A 13,978-nucleotide genomic window follows, 5' to 3' on the forward strand; every position below is an offset into this window, starting at 1 on the left:
CTTACCGGAACACCACGGTGCTGGTCTGGTCCAGCAGTACGCGGTGCTGGCAGTGCCAGCGGACAGCGCGGGAGAGGGCCAGTGCTTCGGCGTCCTGGCCCACGGTGGACAGCTGCGCCGGGCCGTAGGTGTGGTCCACCCGGATGACTTCCTGCTCGATGATCGGACCCTCGTCCAGGTCGGCGGTGACGTAGTGGGCGGTGGCGCCCACTAGCTTGACGCCGCGGTCGTAGGCCTGGTGGTAGGGGCGTGCGCCCTTGAAGCCCGGGAGGAAGGAGTGGTGGATGTTGATGGCCCGGCCCTCCAGTGCCCGGCAGAGATCGTCGGAGAGAACCTGCATGTAACGGGCCAGGACTACGAGGTCGGCCTCGTACTCATCCACCAGGTCCAGCAGCCGGCGCTCTGCGTCCGCCTTGGTGTCAGGGGTGACGGGGACGTAGATGAAGGGGAGCCCTGCTGCTTCCGCCATGGCACGGTGGGTCTCGTGGTTGGAAACGACCGCAACCAGTTCGCCGCCAAGGCTGCCGCCCCGCCAGCGGAAGATGAGGTCGTTGAGGCAGTGGCCGAACTTGGACACCATGACCAGGACGCGCTTGGCGGTCTGGTCGTGGAAGCTGAACTTCATGTCGAACCGGCTGGCGATGCCCGCGAACTCTTCCTCGAGCATGGCAGGCGTGTAGTTGGGGGAGCCGGAGAACGCGGTGCGCAGGTGGAGTGTCTCGCGCAGGCTGTCGTCGAACTGCTGGTGCTCGTCGATATTGAAGCCGCGCTCGAACAGGAACGTGGTGACGGCCTGCACAATTCCTGCCTGCTCCTTGCAGGACAGGGTCAGCACGAACTTCTGCGGCTGCTCTTCTTTGAGTGCCGGCAGGGTGGTGGTTGCTGGGGCTGTTTCGATGAGGGTCATACCCTGCTCCTTCTAGATATATTCAAAAGCAACGGACTGATATATTAGATTGGGTGCCAGCGTATACTGGTCTACAGGCGAGGTCAATAGGTTTTCTGGTTGGGAAGAAGGGGCTCAGCATGGCATTCGAAGCTTTGGCGGTGGCTGATGCCATGGGGAAGAAGTCCCTGGCTGACGTTGCCTATGAGAGCATCCGCGACTGGCTGCTGACCCTTGAAATTAAGCCCGGAGAGCTGCTGAACGATGAGCTCCTGGCCAAGAATCTGGGTGTCGGCCGGACTCCGGTACGCGAAGCCCTGAAGCGGCTGGAGCTGGACCGGCTGGTGAAGACCTACCCACGCCGTGGCACTTTCGCTACCCGGGTGGACGTGACCGACCTTTCCTTTATTTCGGAGATCCGCGCCCAGCTCGAGCCCCTTGCGGCCGCCCGTGCCGCACGGGTGGCTTCCCCCGCGGTCCGGGACGAGCTGCGTGCCACCCTCGAAAAGGTTGAGGCGTTCGATGTCTCTTCGGCAACCGTGACAGAGACGCTGCAGCTCGATGCCCGGGTGCACCAGGGCATCTACGCCGCCGCCGCCAACCCGCACCTGGAAGACATCCTGATCCGCTATGACAACCTGGCAACGCGCATCTGGTGCATGGTCATTGACCGGCTGCCGGACCTGTCACACCACGTTCATGAACACCTCGATCTGCTCCGCGCCGTCATCGACGGGGATGAGGAGCGGGCCGCGGAGCTTGCCCGGGCCCACGTCAGCGGATTCGAAAGCGCGGTCCGGGAGGCGCTTTTCAAGGCCTAGCGCCTTTCGCCCCGGGTACCTGTTGACAGGGAGTGTGACCTGGACCATACTCGAAATCCAGATTGATATATCAATCAAATATCAGTGATGGATTCGAGCGGCGACGGCGCCGGCGATCGGAGTGGCCAGTGGATTCCCGGACAACCCTTGAAGCCCCACGTGATGCCACCGACCCTGACCTCGAACAGGATGGCCAGGGCGGCGGCACGTCGAAAACGGCTCTCGGCCTCCGGGCCGACTGGGCGCGCCTGCCCGGCCGCAGCGTCCAGGTGTGGCTGCGGGGGGAGCACGTGGCCAGCGGGGTGGTGGACCAGGCTGCGGAGGACGGCTCGGTGCTCTGGATCGCCGCCGAGGGCATCAGCACCCGGCGCATTTTCGACAAGTCCTCCGGCTACCAGATCTGGGTGTGACCCTGGAAAACCAAGGGAAAGCGGCCCGGGTACTAAACTCCTCCGGGCCGCTCCCCTTGGTATGGCAATGGGAACGCTTGTCAGCTAAGCCAACCATCCACCACGCTCTGGTGGGCATCCACCCACTTCTTTGCCGCCGCTTCAGGCGTCATGCCGCCTTGGATATCCGTAGCAACCGAATTCTGGTCCTCGTTGGTCCAGGTGAATGCCTTGGCCAGCTTGGCGGCCGGTGAGCCGCTGTCCGCCAGCTTTTTGGACATGACCTTGTTGAGCTTGTAGGTCGGATAGTCGCACGCAACCTTTTCGGGGTTGGCGTCGCAGCCCTCGGTCCACGCCGGCAGGTTCACTTTCTTCAACGGAACCTCGGAAAGGAACCACTGCGGCTCGTAGAAATAGCCGAGAAGGGGTGTCTTGTTCTGCTGCGCAGTCCGGAATGATTGGATGAGGGCCGCTTCCGATCCGGCGAAGACCACTTTGTAGTCAAGGTTCAGGTTCTTCACCAGCGCCTCGTCATTGGTGACGAAGGCGGGATCGCCGTCAAGGACCTGCCCCTTTCCGCCAGACTCTGAGGTGGTGAACATCGAAGAGTATTTATTGAGGTTCTGCCCGTCGGTGATGTCCGGGTACTTCTCGGCCATCCATGGCGGAACGTACCAGCCGATGTGCCCTTCGTTTCCGGTTGGTCCGGCATCGACGGCCACCTTCTGGTCAGTGATGTACTGCTTCGCCAGGTCGGCGTGCCCCCAGTTTTCGATAATGAGGTCCACTTCCCCGGAGGCGAAGCCCTGCCAGGAGACTTGCTCGTTGAGGTCCTTCTGGACGACGCTGCAGCCGAGCTTGTTTTTCGCCACGTAGCTGTAGACGGCTGCGTCGGCGGTGTAACCCACCCACGCGTTCATTGCGACGCTCACGCTGCCGCAGGGTGTTCCCGTGGCAGCGCCTGCCGCAGCGGCCTGGTTTACCGATGCTCCGCCACAGCCTGCGAGGAACAGGGCTGCGGCGGCAGCTCCGGCCATTGCCGGCAACGTGCGTTTTATCAGCCTTTCAGCTTTCTTCATGGTGGGTCTCCTTTTTAGGGCATACGGGACTTCTCGCCTGGGAGCAGGCAAGTTTGCAGGGGCATTGGGGCGTAAGCGGGGGGGTGGGACGCTTACGTGGCGGGCGTGGACGCGGGGATTCTGCGCGTCGGAGCGGCGGCGGCAGCCTGCGTCATCCTGTCCATCATGATTCCGAGGAACACGATGGCCAGGCCGGCGGCAAGGCCCTTGCCGAAGATGGAGCTCTGGACGAAGCCTGCCACGACGTCGTATCCGAGGCCGCCGGCGCCGACCAGGGCTCCTACCACCACCATGGCCAACACGTAGATCAGCCCCTGGTTGGCAGCGAGGGCCAGGGATTGCCTCGCCATGGGCAGCTGCACCTTGGTGATTACCTGCCACGGCGTCGAACCGCTGGCGATCGCCGACTCGACGACAGTCGGTGAGATCGCCGCGATTCCATCGGCGGTGATCTTGATGGCGACCGGGGCGGCGTAGATGATGCCCGCCATGATCGCAGTGAAGCGGGTGGCTCCGAAGAGGCCAAGGAAGGGCACGAGGTAGACGAAGGAGGGCATGGTCTGGCCCGCGTCGAGCAGGGGCCGCATGAGCTGGTCGACGCGGCTGGACCGGCCCATGGCCACGCCAAAGACAATTCCCAAAATCATTACCACGGCGGTGGCAACGAGGGTTCCGGCGAGGGTGACCATGGCGTCGCTCCAGAGTCCGAGGTAGATGATGACCCCCTGGCAGGCAGTGGTTACGGCCGCGAGCTTCCAGCCGCCTAGTGCGTAGGCCACGATGGCGACCACTGCGACGAGGATGAAGAAGGGCGTCTCGGTCAGCAACGACTGGAACGGGTTGAGGATTGTTCCGGTAACGCCTTCACGCAGGGATACCGTGAACAGCGACACGTTCGATTGCAGCCAGTGGCTGGCGGTGTTCACGGCCTGGACGATGGCCGGTCCAACATTGAGGTCCTGGGGAAAGGCTGCTGCCCACAGCATGGTCCTGGACAACTGCACCATGACCAGGACCACAGCCAGCGCGATCCCGAGTAGTCCGGCACGGGCCTTGCGGCCCAGGCGGCGTTTGGCGGCTGCGCCGGGTTCCGCGCGGCGGCTGGCTGCTGTGGTCACCCGGTCCAGCACGATGGCCAGCAGGACGATGGAGAGCCCGGCATTGACTGCAGTACCAACGTCCAGGGACTGCAGGGCCCGGACCACCGTCTGGCCAAGGCCCGGAGCGGCGATCAGGGCGGCGATGGTCACCATGGACAGGGCGGCCATGGTCCCCTGGTTGATGCCCATCACGATGGTCCGGCGCGCCATGGGGAGCTGCAATGTCAGCAGCCGTTGCAGGCCCGTGGTGCCGAGCGAGTCGGACGCTTCGCGGGTGTTATCTGGAATGCGGCGGATACCGTGTGCGGTAAGGCGTATGACGGGTGGAGCAGCGTAGATCACCGTGGCGATCACTGCCGATGCCGGTCCGATCAGGAAGACCAGGGCAAGCGGGGCGAGGTAGACGAAGGTGGGCAGCGTCTGCATGAAGTCCAGCACGGGAGTGATGACCCGGGCTACCCTGCCGTAGATGCCGGACAGTACGCCAAGCGGGACGCCCACCAGCAGGGTCAGGAGCACGGACGTCAGAACCAGGGCGAACGTGTAGGTGGCTTCCACGAACAGGCCTTGAAATCCGAAGAAGACAAAGACCACAGCCGTCAGCAGGGCTACCCGGACGTTGCCGACAGCCAGTGCGATCCAGGTGAGCAGGCCTACCGTTCCCAGCCAACCGATTTCCGGAAGGCGCAGGCCGGTGGACGTTGCTGCGAAGGTGGTGGTAAACAGGTTCGCCACCGCATCCACGGCGGTCCGAAGCGGCGTGAAAAAGTAGAGGAAGACCGGGTTGTCAGCCCGGTTTGCCGCCACCCAGGCGTTGAGTTGGTTCAGCGAGCGGTGCAGGTCCGTCAGTTCCGAGGCTGGCAACGCCAGGGTTGCCGTGCCGTTGAGGAGCAGGAATCCCAGGATCCAGAGTGCGCCGGCGGCCAGCAGGAGGACTGTCCTTCGGCTCGGCCTGCGGCGTGCTTCAAGGATGATGGGGGCAGCCGGGACGGTTTTCTGTTTTTCGAGGAGGGCAGACATCAGGCCGCCGCTTCTGCCGGTTGCAGCACGGAAAGAATGCTGTCGCGATCGATCTGTCCGGTGATCCTGCCGCCCTCTTCGACAAGGACCGGGCAGGCGGAGTGCATGACAGCCGGGATGGCGTCGCGGATGATCATCCTGGAGTTGAGCACTGCTGCATCCCTGGGCGTGGTGTCGGCCAGCGGCCGCGTGATCCATTTAAGGGTCAAGACGTCGGCACGGGGGACTTCCGAGACGAAGTCCTCGATGTACTTGTCCGCCGGGGAGCCTACAAGGTCGTCACCGGTGCCACACTGGACAGGCTCTCCGTTGCGCATGATCAGGATCCGGTCTCCGAGTTTCAGCGCTTCGGCGAGGTCGTGGGTCACGAACACCATGGTCTTGCCCATGTCCTTGTGGAGCCGGATGACTTCTGCCTGCATGTCACGCCGGATGAGCGGATCCAAAGCCGAAAAGGGCTCATCGAAAAGGATGGTGTCCGGATCTCCGGCAAGGGCTCGCCCCAGGCCGACGCGCTGCTGCATACCGCCGGACAGTTGGTCCGGGTAGTGCTGTTCGTAGCCTTTGAGCCCAACCAGTTCAATGATCTCCCGGGCTTTGGTGTGGCGTTCGTTCTTCGCCGTTCCGCGTATCTGCAGTCCATACGAGACGTTGTCCAGGACCGTGCGGTGCGGCAGCAGGCCGAAGTGTTGGAAAACCATCGATACTTTCCGCCGCCGGAGCTCCCGAAGTTCAGCCACGCCTGCCCGCAGGACATCGTTGCCGTCCACCAGGACCTGTCCGGACGTCGGCTCGATGAGCCTGGTAAGGCAACGGATCAGGGTGGATTTGCCTGATCCGGACAATCCCATGACCACGAAGACTTCGCCCTTTGCGACGTCGAAGCCCAGGTTGCGGACCGCGGCTACGCAGCTGGTGCGTTCAAGCAATTCTGCGGAGCCGAGGGTGGCCAGTTCCCGGTTTCCCGGGATCTTCTCTCCCCCTGGTCCGAAGACCTTCCAAAGGTTGCGGACCGATATTGCGGGGCTGTTCATTGCTGTACTCCTGCTTGTGTGGAGGCTGTAATCAATGGCTGGGCCGAAGGCAGAGCTGTGCCAGGTGTTGATGCTTCGCGAATCCGGAGCTGGCACTGGTACCGACGTTGGGGAGGTATTCGGGCCGTGCTTATCAGGGGGAATCTGTGGCAGGAGAGGCACGGCTCCTGTGTGCCTTACCTGCCATTGGGTGACGCTGGTGGGCGGCATGCCCGGTAAAACGGAGTTCTTCTGTCGAAGCTGGTTTCCCAGGAGATGACGCAACGGACTTCGTATTACGCAACAGAGTGATTTATGCCATTCGTATTGTCAAGGCTTTCCGGAGAACGCCGCGATGTTACGGGGCGGCAGATAACAACTGCGCAAGGGTCTTGACACGCCGGCTGTCAGGGCTAAGCATGTTGCATTTAGTGATTCAAGTTGCGCAGGAGGCGCCGCTTGGAGGGTGCTTTCGGTAGGCGCTTGCCGTAGTGGAAGCCCCGGGCAACGGCGTGCAGACAGGCAATGGCCCCGAGCCTTTTGGGATTCGGGGCCATTGTGATGGTGAGTCAGGGGTCTTTCAGCGGTGCGTGTACCCCATATTCGCGCTGACTTTGAGGCCAGCATCCTTGAGGGTTTCCAGTAGGCCCGGGATCTTTTCGGGGTCGAAGCGGAACGCCGGCCCGGAGATGCTGACCGAACCGATCACAGTGCCCTGGTGGTTGTAGACGGGTACCGCCACGGCGTTCAGGCCGATTTCGAACTCCTCACGCACCACGGCGTACCCTTTGGCCGCCACGTCGAGCAGCTGGGCGTCCAGTTCCTTCCGGCTGGTGATGGTGCGGGAGGTGCGCGCCGACAGTCCGGTCTCCTTCAGGATGCGCTCGCGCTCGTCCGCCTCCAGCGCCGCAAGCAGGACCTTGCCGCTGGAAGTGGCGTGCAGCGGGGTCAGGCTTCCCACCCAGTCGTAGGTGGCCAGGGTTGAGGGACCCATGGCCTGGTCCACGTTAACGGCGTAGTTGGAGCGCAGGACAGCGAGGTTGACGGTTTCCTTAAACTGCTCGGCCAGGCTTTCCAGGACGGCCCGTGCCTCACGAACCAGGCTCAGGCGGCCGGGAATAGAGCTGGCCAGGCGAAGGATCCCAAAACCGAGCTGGTACTTCCCGCGCTCGCTGTTTTGATGGACCATCTCGCGCGTCACCAGCGAACCCATCAACCGGGACACGGTGGACTTATGGATCCCCATTTCTTCGGCGATTTCGCTCACGCCCGCATGTCCCTCGCGTGCCAGGATCTCCAGGACGGTCAGGGCGCGCTCCACGGACTGGACCCCGCCGGACTGGCCGCCGTCGGCATCGGTATCGGTTTCCGGTTCATTTTTAGGAGCCATACTTCCTGATCCTATGCCGGTTGATGTGATGGGCGTGACATTGCGTCAGGCTCCCGGCGGTTGCGGCAGCCGGGATTGCCCTAGCTGCCCCGGTAGGTGGAGTAGGCGAACGGGCTTAGGAGCAGCGGCACGTGGTAATGCTCGGGGCCGGTGACCTCGAAGACCAGGTCCACTTCCGGGAAGAACGTCTGCGTCTGCAGGCCCGCGTAATAGGCGCCGGTGGCGAAGTTCAGTTTGTAATGGCCAGGTTCCAGGCGCTCCGGCCCCAGGTCCTTGGCCCGGCCATCGGCGTCAGTGCTGGACGCTGCCAGCTCACGCCAGGTGCCGGCGTCGTTTCGGGAAAGGACGACGGCGACCCCCGCCGCCGGGCGTCCGGCACCGGTGTCGAGAATGTGGGTGGTCACGTGGGAGACGCTCATTCGCTGATCAGTCCTTCGAGCCGCAGTACGGCGATTTCGCGCAGCTGCTGGGCCACGATCCTGTCTTCTTCATCCGCGGAGTTGGTGAGCCGCTGGTTCAGTGCCGCCAGGATGTCCTGGGCGCTGCGTCCGGCGGCCCGGATCAGGAACACGCGGCCGAACTTCTCCTCGTACTCCCGGTTCCCGCGCGCCAGGGCCCCGGCGACAGCAGCGTCGGCCGGGTCCACACCGGCCTGCTCCGAACGGGACATGGAGGCCTCGGTGCTGGCCGCCGTCGGGCGTTCGCCGATCCGGGGGTGGTGGGCCATGGCGGCTTCAACCTCTGGCGGGGTGAAGGGGCTGGCGGCCTGGGCGGCGAACTCCAGGAGCTCACTGCGGGCGGCGAAGGGCCGGGCCCCGGCCACCGCCTCCACCCAGCGGCTGACGTCGATGCAGGGCCGCAGGAGGGCCTGGGCGGAGGCCGTATCCGCGCTGTTGAATTCGGCAAGCTTCATGCTGGCAGTAATCCTTGGGGTGATGCTGGCATCCATGGTGACGGCTATGCGGACGCCGGAGAGTCCGACACCTGCTTGTGGCAATACCACCAGCAGGCTTCCGCATCATGGAACTGTTATTTCAGCATACGCAATATTCAAGGGCAGCTCCTGCGTGCTGTCAAGCACAGGGCATCCGGCTGAGATGTGACTGGCAGCGCTTAGCCCTGCGAGGACGTCCTGGAAAGCACCCAGGTGTTGGTGCCGTCCTGCCGCTCGAAGGTCACTGTAGTCACCAGGGCTTCAATCAGCGCCAGGCCGCGTCCGGACTCGGCGTTGTCGTCCGGGGTGGAGGCCTCCATCGGGCCGAACGGCGGCTTCGCGTGGTAAGCGCTGACCCGTGCCTGCAGCAGCGCCGGCTGCACGGTGGTCTCCACCCCGAGCTCCACCTCCTGCTCACCGGCCGGCTCAGCGTGCTGGACGATGTTCGACGCTGACTCGATGACCGCCGTCGTGAACGTCATCTGGTCCATGTCGTCCACGAAGGGGACGTCCCGCCAGAGGCTGTCGAGGCCGTTATGGACGGCTTCGATGGCGTCCTCGGCAGCCGGTCCGCGGAAGCTGCGCGAGGCCAGGACCTCAGTCATTGCTGAACGCTGCTTCGGCCGTGGGGTAGGCGGTCAGCACCTTGTCCATGCTGGTCAGTTTCAGCACCATGTTCACCTGCGGCTGCACGGCAGCGATCCGGAGGTCGCCCCCGGCCTGGCGCGCGGCCTTGAGGCAGCCGATCAGGGCGCCGAGGCCCGAGGAATCCATGAATGCTGTCTTCTCGAGGTTCACCACGATCCGGTTGGATCCGCCAGCGATCACGTCCGTCACGAACTCGCGCAGCTTCGGCGCGGAGACCATGTTGAGCCGTCCGTCCGCCTTGACCTCCGCGTACGAGTCTTTGACCTCATAACTGAACTCCATCAGGATTCCTCTCTGTTTTCAGGTTCTGCGGCCGGTTCGTACCCCTTATAGAGGACGGCGCGGACCAGGATGCTCATGACCACCAGGTCAAAGACCACCCAGACGACGTTGACCAGGGTACCCAGAGGCTCGGCCAGCCCGGTGGCCAGGCGGACGATCCCGACGACGGCGGCGGCGGCCAGCAGGATGGACACCACGATCTGGGGCCGGATCAGGCTCCAGCTGGGTCCGCCGCTTTGGCGCGCCTTGGGGGTGACGGCAAACCCGAGGGGACGGCCGAACCAAACGTTGCGGGCCGCCGTCGTGCACGCCTTGATCCAGGTGGGGAACAGCGCAAGGCTGTACTGCTGCCCGCGCCAGGTGGGGATCCCGCGGCCGGCCACGGCGAACAGCAGCTGGTTAACCACCATGAACGGGATGAACCGGATGAAGAAGTCCCAGCTGAGGCTGCTGACCGGCAGGATGCCCAGGAGCAGGTAGATGATGGGGGCCGCGAAGTAAATGACCGCAGCGAAGCCGCTGAGATAGGTCCACATGGTGGCGAAGTACATCAGGCGCTGGCCGAGCTTGAGGCCCTTCTGCACCAGGGGGTTCTCCCGCAGCAGCACCTGGATGGTGCCCTGGGCCCAGCGGAGGCGCTGGGTCAGCATGGTGGCGATGTCCTCCGGCGCCAGGCCATACGCCAGGATTTCGTGGTGGTAGACGCTCTCCCAGCCCATGGCGTGCATGCGCATCGCCGTGGCCATGTCCTCGGTGACCGAAATGGTGGCCAGCGGCATCACGGGCTGTGCCTCGTTGCTGCGTTCCACGGTCAGCGCATCCAGCACGGCCTGGACGGATTCCAGGGCACCGAGGGGTGACCAGTCGCGGGCCGACATTCGCTGCACGGCGTCGTCCGCCACCACCGGGACGCCGGACTCGCCCACATGGGCCAGTTCCATGGCAGCGATTTCCTCAAGGTCCGCCTGCAGGGCTGCGACGTCGGCCTGGACCAGGGTCTGCACGGCGGCGTCCACGCGGCGGCGGACCCGGTACGTGACCTCGCTGAGGGGCTGGCCTGCGTCCACTTCCTCCTGTGCTTCGCGGGTGGCGGCCTCCACCTCGTCCAGGACGTCCGCCACCAGGGGCGACTCCACGTCCGCCGACTTCCGGGCCTGCTTGATCGCTGCCCGGGAGGCGGCCAGCGCGCGCCGGATGCTCTTCTCGGTCTCCTTGACGTAGCCCACCAGGCCCAGCTGCATCAGCGCCTCGCGGCGCAGGATGGCGTTGGAGCCGCAGAAGAAGGCGGCGTTCCAGCCGTCCTTGCCCTGCTGGATGGGGCCGTAGAACAGCGGCGCCTGGCTGCCCAGGGGGTCGCTGTCCGGAACGTTGCTGAAGTACTGGGGTGTCTGGACCAGGGCCACCCGGCGGTTGTTGAAGTAGCCCAAAGTCTTTTCCAGGATGTCCGGCTCGGGGATCTGGTCCGCGTCCAGGATCAGCAGGAACTCACCGTGGGTGACCATGAGGGCGTTGTTGAGGTTGCCCGCCTTGGCGTGCCGGGGCAGGTCCTTGGTCCAGTCCCCGCTCCGGGTGACGTAGCCCAGGCCATGCTGTTCGCACAGGGCCTTGAGCTCGGGCCGCGCGCCGTCGTCCAGGATCCAGGTGCTGTGCGGGTGCCGGATTTTCTGGGCCGCCAGTGCGGTGGTGAGGACCATGTCCAGGTCCTCGTTGTAGGTGGTGATGAAGACATCCACGGTGGCGTCGTGTGGCGGCTCCGGGGCACCCTTGCGGATTTTCAGGTTCCACACCGTCATGCCGAAGAGCATGACGTCGATGAGGCTGTAGGTTTCGGCCGCCACCAGGGGGAGGGCGATCCACCAGGCGTCCCAGTTGAGCGAGGACATCCAGCGCCAGGCAATGTAGTTCAGGCCGGTCAGGACAGTCAGCACCACCACCAGGCGCGTCCAGAAGCGGGTCACGCGGCAACTCCGTGGGGGAGGCGGCGGACCACGACCACCGTGACGTCGTCCTCGGCGGTCTCTGCAGGAGCGAGGGCCAGGATGGAGTTGGTGGCTTCCTGCGCCGAACCTGCCGCCTGCGTGGCCTGCCGCACGGCGTCGGTGAAGTCCTCGACCGACTCAAAGACGTCCAGCACGCCGTCACTGACCACCACCAGCGAGTCGCCGGGTGCCAGTTCCAGTTTGGCCTGCGGCCATTGCGTCCCCGGCCAGGCTCCCACCGGTGGTCCGCCCGAGGGGAGGCGGTCGGCCGGCCCGGCGGGCTGGACGTGCAGTGCCAGGCCGTGCCCGGCGTCGACGTAGCTGACGTTGCCGGACGCTGCGTCCAGGCGGGCGTGGAACAGGGTCACGAAGGAGTTGGAGGAGTCCAGGTCCGCGGCGATCGCCTTGCTGGCGGAGGCGAACCCGGCGTCGAGGTCCTGGCGCAGGCCGGTGGAACGCATGACGGCGCGGACAGTGGCCGCGATCAAAGCGGCGCCCATGCCCTTGCCCATCGCGTCAGCGAAGGTCAGGTGGAGCCCGTCAGGGGTTTGGTACCAGTCGTAGAAGTCGCCGCCCACGTTGCGGGAGGGCCGGAAGAGGCCTGCCACGTCGTAGCCGTCCACCCGGATGTCCTCTTTCGGCAGGAGGCTTTGCTGCACCTCCGTGGCGCGTTCCAGTTCGCCCCGGGCAGCGGACTCCGCGGCGGCGGAGGGCCGGCGCCGGAACAGGGCATTGATCCTGGACTGCAGTTCACGGGGGCTGAACGGCTTGCTGATGTATTCGTCGGCGCCGTTGTCCAGGCCGGTCAGCTTGTCCAGTTCGTCTGCCCGGGCGGTGAGCATCACGATGAACGCGTCCGAAAATTCGCGCAGGAGCTTGCACACCTCCAGCCCGTCAAGGTCCGGCAGGTTCAGGTCCAGCGTCACCAGGTCCGGCTTGCGGCGGCGGACTTCCTCCACGCCCGGCAGGCCGGCGCCCGCGTGGGTGACATCGAAGCCCTGCTTGACCAGGACACGGACCAGCAGTCCGCGGATGTCCGGATCATCTTCGATGACCACCGCACGGCACGATTCGGAGGGAGAGACCATGCTCTACTTCTACCGTATTAAGGCGCACAGGGCATGTCTTAGGCTTCACAGTTTCCGGTGACGTCGCTGACAAGTGCATCGTGCGGGAACCACGCACACCCCGATCTTGCGGGAATCTTGGGGTCCGCTTGCCGGGACGTTGAGGAACGCCGGTCACACTCGACATAACGCAGCAGCTTTCCAGGAACCAGGGTACGACGACGACCGCGCGGAAGCTGACAAGGTTGCGGAAGGCGGGGAAGCCAATGGAACACGTAAAACAAAACGGAATGGACAAAGCCAGGGCTTTCCTGCGCGTCTTCTTCCACTCACGGAAGGTGCGGGCCGCTGCCAGGGAACTGGAGCAGGCCCTCGCCGAATCCCGGGAGGTCTCCAGTTGGCCCGGGGACCGGCTGCAGGTGGGGGAACACATGTCCAGGCAGGTGGAGAAACTCACGCATCGGCTCAAGCTGGAGACCGAGGCGCATGGCAGGCTGGAGGGCCTTTTAAAGACTGCGGGCCGAGGGCATTCCGTACCCGCCTTGTAGGTGCCACACTTAGCAGCAATCGATTGGCTGGGGATAGTCAGGAGATTGCTGTGAGTTTGTTTGTCGGTTGGTCGTACCTGATGGCTGGACTCATGACCATGGACGCGATGCTGCTGGCGTTGTGGGCCATGGAAGTCGATTGGCGAAAGTACTGGCGCCGGAAGTAGCGCTGTTATTCCAGTTGCAGCCGCATCAGCACCCGGGGGAAGCCGTTGAGCACCGAGGTGGTGTCCGCAGCCTTGGTGAAGCCAGCAGCCTCGAAGAGCTTGCGGGTACCCACGTATGCCATGGTGAGGTCCACCTTGTGGCCGCCGTTGTCCACGGGATAGCCCTCCACTACGGGCGCCCCGTAAGCGCGGGCCATGGCGACGGCACCGGCCAGCAGATGGTGTGAGATTCCCTTGCCGCGGTGGCCGGGCCGGACGCGGAGGCACCACACCGACCAGGCGTCCTGGTCGTCAACGTGGGGAACCCGCCTGTTGCGGGCGAAGCTGGTGTCCGCCCGAGGGTGCACCGCTGCCCACCCGACCGGTTCGCCGTCGTCGTACGCCACCACGCCTGGCGGCGGATCCTGCGTCACCAGCTCCCGGACCAGTTCCCCGCGCTCTTCGCCCCGCAATGACACGTTTTGCTTCGAGGGAATCCGGTAGCTCAGGCACCAGCAGACGGTGGCGTCGGGCCGTTTGGGGCCCACGAGGATCTTGACGTCCTCGAAGACCGTTGCGGGTCGCACCTCAATGGCCATGCTGCGATCCTAGCCGCCGCTGGCCGGGAACCGCCTGCCGGGCTGATCTCCACTGTTGGCTCCTGTTGCCCGTCACT

Annotated in this window: 15 protein-coding genes; 3 read left to right on the forward strand and 12 right to left on the reverse strand. The window is 64.6% G+C overall.

Going from position 1 to position 13,978, the window contains the following annotated elements; genetic code table 11:
* Position 1 precedes the first annotated feature (1 nt).
* On the reverse strand, positions 2 to 907 hold the full coding sequence (gene purU / locus PV772_RS00715) for a formyltetrahydrofolate deformylase (RefSeq protein ID WP_141159180.1): 906 nt from the start codon (positions 905 to 907) through the stop codon (positions 2 to 4).
* Between the two features lie 119 nt (positions 908 to 1,026).
* Here purU and PV772_RS00720 point away from each other — a divergent pair, with 119 nt between their 5' ends.
* Both PV772_RS00720 and PV772_RS00725 read left to right on the forward strand, forming a co-directional pair.
* Positions 1,027 to 1,707, forward strand: coding sequence for a GntR family transcriptional regulator (locus tag PV772_RS00720; protein ID WP_141159181.1), 681 nt, complete (start codon positions 1,027 to 1,029; stop codon positions 1,705 to 1,707).
* 128 nt (positions 1,708 to 1,835) lie between these two features.
* A complete protein-coding gene (locus tag PV772_RS00725; RefSeq protein WP_141159182.1) occupies positions 1,836 to 2,117 on the forward strand; it encodes a hypothetical protein in 282 nt (93 codons plus the stop codon).
* Positions 2,118 to 2,197: 80 nt separating this feature from the next.
* Here the strand turns inward: PV772_RS00725 and PV772_RS00730 are convergent, their stop codons facing one another.
* The 10 genes from PV772_RS00730 to PV772_RS00775 all read right to left on the reverse strand — a co-directional run bounded on the left by PV772_RS00730 (position 2,198) and on the right by PV772_RS00775 (position 12,629).
* A complete protein-coding gene (locus tag PV772_RS00730) occupies positions 2,198 to 3,175 on the reverse strand; it encodes an ABC transporter substrate-binding protein (RefSeq protein ID WP_210411360.1) in 978 nt (325 codons plus the stop codon).
* 92 nt (positions 3,176 to 3,267) lie between these two features.
* On the reverse strand, positions 3,268 to 5,295 hold the full coding sequence (locus PV772_RS00735; protein ID WP_141182573.1) for an ABC transporter permease subunit: 2,028 nt from the start codon (positions 5,293 to 5,295) through the stop codon (positions 3,268 to 3,270).
* Positions 5,295 to 6,329, reverse strand: coding sequence for a glycine betaine/L-proline ABC transporter ATP-binding protein (locus PV772_RS00740; RefSeq protein WP_347885067.1), 1,035 nt, complete (start codon positions 6,327 to 6,329; stop codon positions 5,295 to 5,297). The genes PV772_RS00735 and PV772_RS00740 overlap by 1 nt, the downstream gene beginning before the upstream one ends.
* A gap of 559 nt (positions 6,330 to 6,888) precedes the next feature.
* A complete protein-coding gene (locus tag PV772_RS00745; protein WP_347885068.1) occupies positions 6,889 to 7,698 on the reverse strand; it encodes an IclR family transcriptional regulator in 810 nt (269 codons plus the stop codon).
* Between the two features lie 80 nt (positions 7,699 to 7,778).
* Positions 7,779 to 8,117 (reverse strand): hydroxyisourate hydrolase, encoded by a 339-nt coding sequence (gene uraH / locus PV772_RS00750; RefSeq protein ID WP_141182570.1) that lies wholly within the window; start codon positions 8,115 to 8,117, stop codon positions 7,779 to 7,781.
* Entirely contained in the window at positions 8,114 to 8,611 is a 498-nt protein-coding gene (gene uraD / locus PV772_RS00755; protein ID WP_347885069.1) for a 2-oxo-4-hydroxy-4-carboxy-5-ureidoimidazoline decarboxylase, read from the reverse strand. Before uraD ends, uraH begins: the two co-directional genes overlap by 4 nt.
* Before the next feature lie 200 nt (positions 8,612 to 8,811).
* Positions 8,812 to 9,237: an ATP-binding protein gene (locus PV772_RS00760; RefSeq protein WP_141159188.1), complete on the reverse strand. Its 426-nt coding sequence runs from the start codon at positions 9,235 to 9,237 to the stop codon at positions 8,812 to 8,814.
* Complete coding sequence (locus tag PV772_RS00765; RefSeq protein WP_141159189.1) at positions 9,230 to 9,562, reverse strand: STAS domain-containing protein; 333 nt, start codon at positions 9,560 to 9,562, stop codon at positions 9,230 to 9,232. Before PV772_RS00765 ends, PV772_RS00760 begins: the two co-directional genes overlap by 8 nt.
* Complete coding sequence (locus tag PV772_RS00770) at positions 9,562 to 11,520, reverse strand: glycosyltransferase (protein ID WP_347885070.1); 1,959 nt, start codon at positions 11,518 to 11,520, stop codon at positions 9,562 to 9,564. Before PV772_RS00770 ends, PV772_RS00765 begins: the two co-directional genes overlap by 1 nt.
* Positions 11,517 to 12,629, reverse strand: a complete 1,113-nt coding sequence (locus PV772_RS00775) for a SpoIIE family protein phosphatase (protein WP_347885071.1) — start codon at positions 12,627 to 12,629, stop codon at positions 11,517 to 11,519. The genes PV772_RS00770 and PV772_RS00775 overlap by 4 nt, the downstream gene beginning before the upstream one ends.
* Positions 12,630 to 12,874: 245 nt before the next feature.
* On the opposite strand from PV772_RS00775, the gene PV772_RS00780 reads away from it, so the two are divergent.
* Entirely contained in the window at positions 12,875 to 13,156 is a 282-nt protein-coding gene (locus PV772_RS00780; RefSeq protein WP_246839834.1) for a hypothetical protein, read from the forward strand.
* A gap of 172 nt (positions 13,157 to 13,328) precedes the next feature.
* Here the strand turns inward: PV772_RS00780 and PV772_RS00785 are convergent, their stop codons facing one another.
* Complete coding sequence (locus PV772_RS00785; RefSeq protein WP_347885072.1) at positions 13,329 to 13,901, reverse strand: GNAT family N-acetyltransferase; 573 nt, start codon at positions 13,899 to 13,901, stop codon at positions 13,329 to 13,331.
* Positions 13,902 to 13,978: the final 77 nt, after the last annotated feature.

Origin of the sequence: Pseudarthrobacter sp. CC12, from assembly GCF_039907755.1 — a bacterium.
Classification (GTDB): Bacteria; Actinomycetota; Actinomycetes; order Actinomycetales; family Micrococcaceae; genus Arthrobacter; species Arthrobacter niigatensis.

Excerpts from the sequence above, each read along its gene's own strand:
- purU (WP_141159180.1), bottom strand. The coding sequence starts at position 907 with ATGACCCTCATCGAAACAGCCCCAGCAACCACCACCCTGCCGGCACTC.
- PV772_RS00720 (WP_141159181.1), top strand. The coding sequence starts at position 1,027 with ATGGCATTCGAAGCTTTGGCGGTGGCTGATGCCATGGGGAAGAAGTCC.
- PV772_RS00730 (WP_210411360.1), bottom strand. The coding sequence starts at position 3,175 with ATGAAGAAAGCTGAAAGGCTGATAAAACGCACGTTGCCGGCAATGGCC.
- PV772_RS00735 (WP_141182573.1), bottom strand. The coding sequence starts at position 5,295 with ATGTCTGCCCTCCTCGAAAAACAGAAAACCGTCCCGGCTGCCCCCATC.
- PV772_RS00740 (WP_347885067.1), bottom strand. The coding sequence starts at position 6,329 with ATGAACAGCCCCGCAATATCGGTCCGCAACCTTTGGAAGGTCTTCGGA.
- PV772_RS00745 (WP_347885068.1), bottom strand. The coding sequence starts at position 7,698 with ATGGCTCCTAAAAATGAACCGGAAACCGATACCGATGCCGACGGCGGC.
- uraH (WP_141182570.1), bottom strand. The coding sequence starts at position 8,117 with ATGAGCGTCTCCCACGTGACCACCCACATTCTCGACACCGGTGCCGGA.
- uraD (WP_347885069.1), bottom strand. The coding sequence starts at position 8,611 with ATGAAGCTTGCCGAATTCAACAGCGCGGATACGGCCTCCGCCCAGGCC.
- PV772_RS00760 (WP_141159188.1), bottom strand. The coding sequence starts at position 9,237 with ATGACTGAGGTCCTGGCCTCGCGCAGCTTCCGCGGACCGGCTGCCGAG.
- PV772_RS00765 (WP_141159189.1), bottom strand. The coding sequence starts at position 9,562 with ATGGAGTTCAGTTATGAGGTCAAAGACTCGTACGCGGAGGTCAAGGCG.
- PV772_RS00775 (WP_347885071.1), bottom strand. The coding sequence starts at position 12,629 with ATGGTCTCTCCCTCCGAATCGTGCCGTGCGGTGGTCATCGAAGATGAT.
- PV772_RS00780 (WP_246839834.1), top strand. The coding sequence starts at position 12,875 with ATGGAACACGTAAAACAAAACGGAATGGACAAAGCCAGGGCTTTCCTG.
- PV772_RS00785 (WP_347885072.1), bottom strand. The coding sequence starts at position 13,901 with ATGGCCATTGAGGTGCGACCCGCAACGGTCTTCGAGGACGTCAAGATC.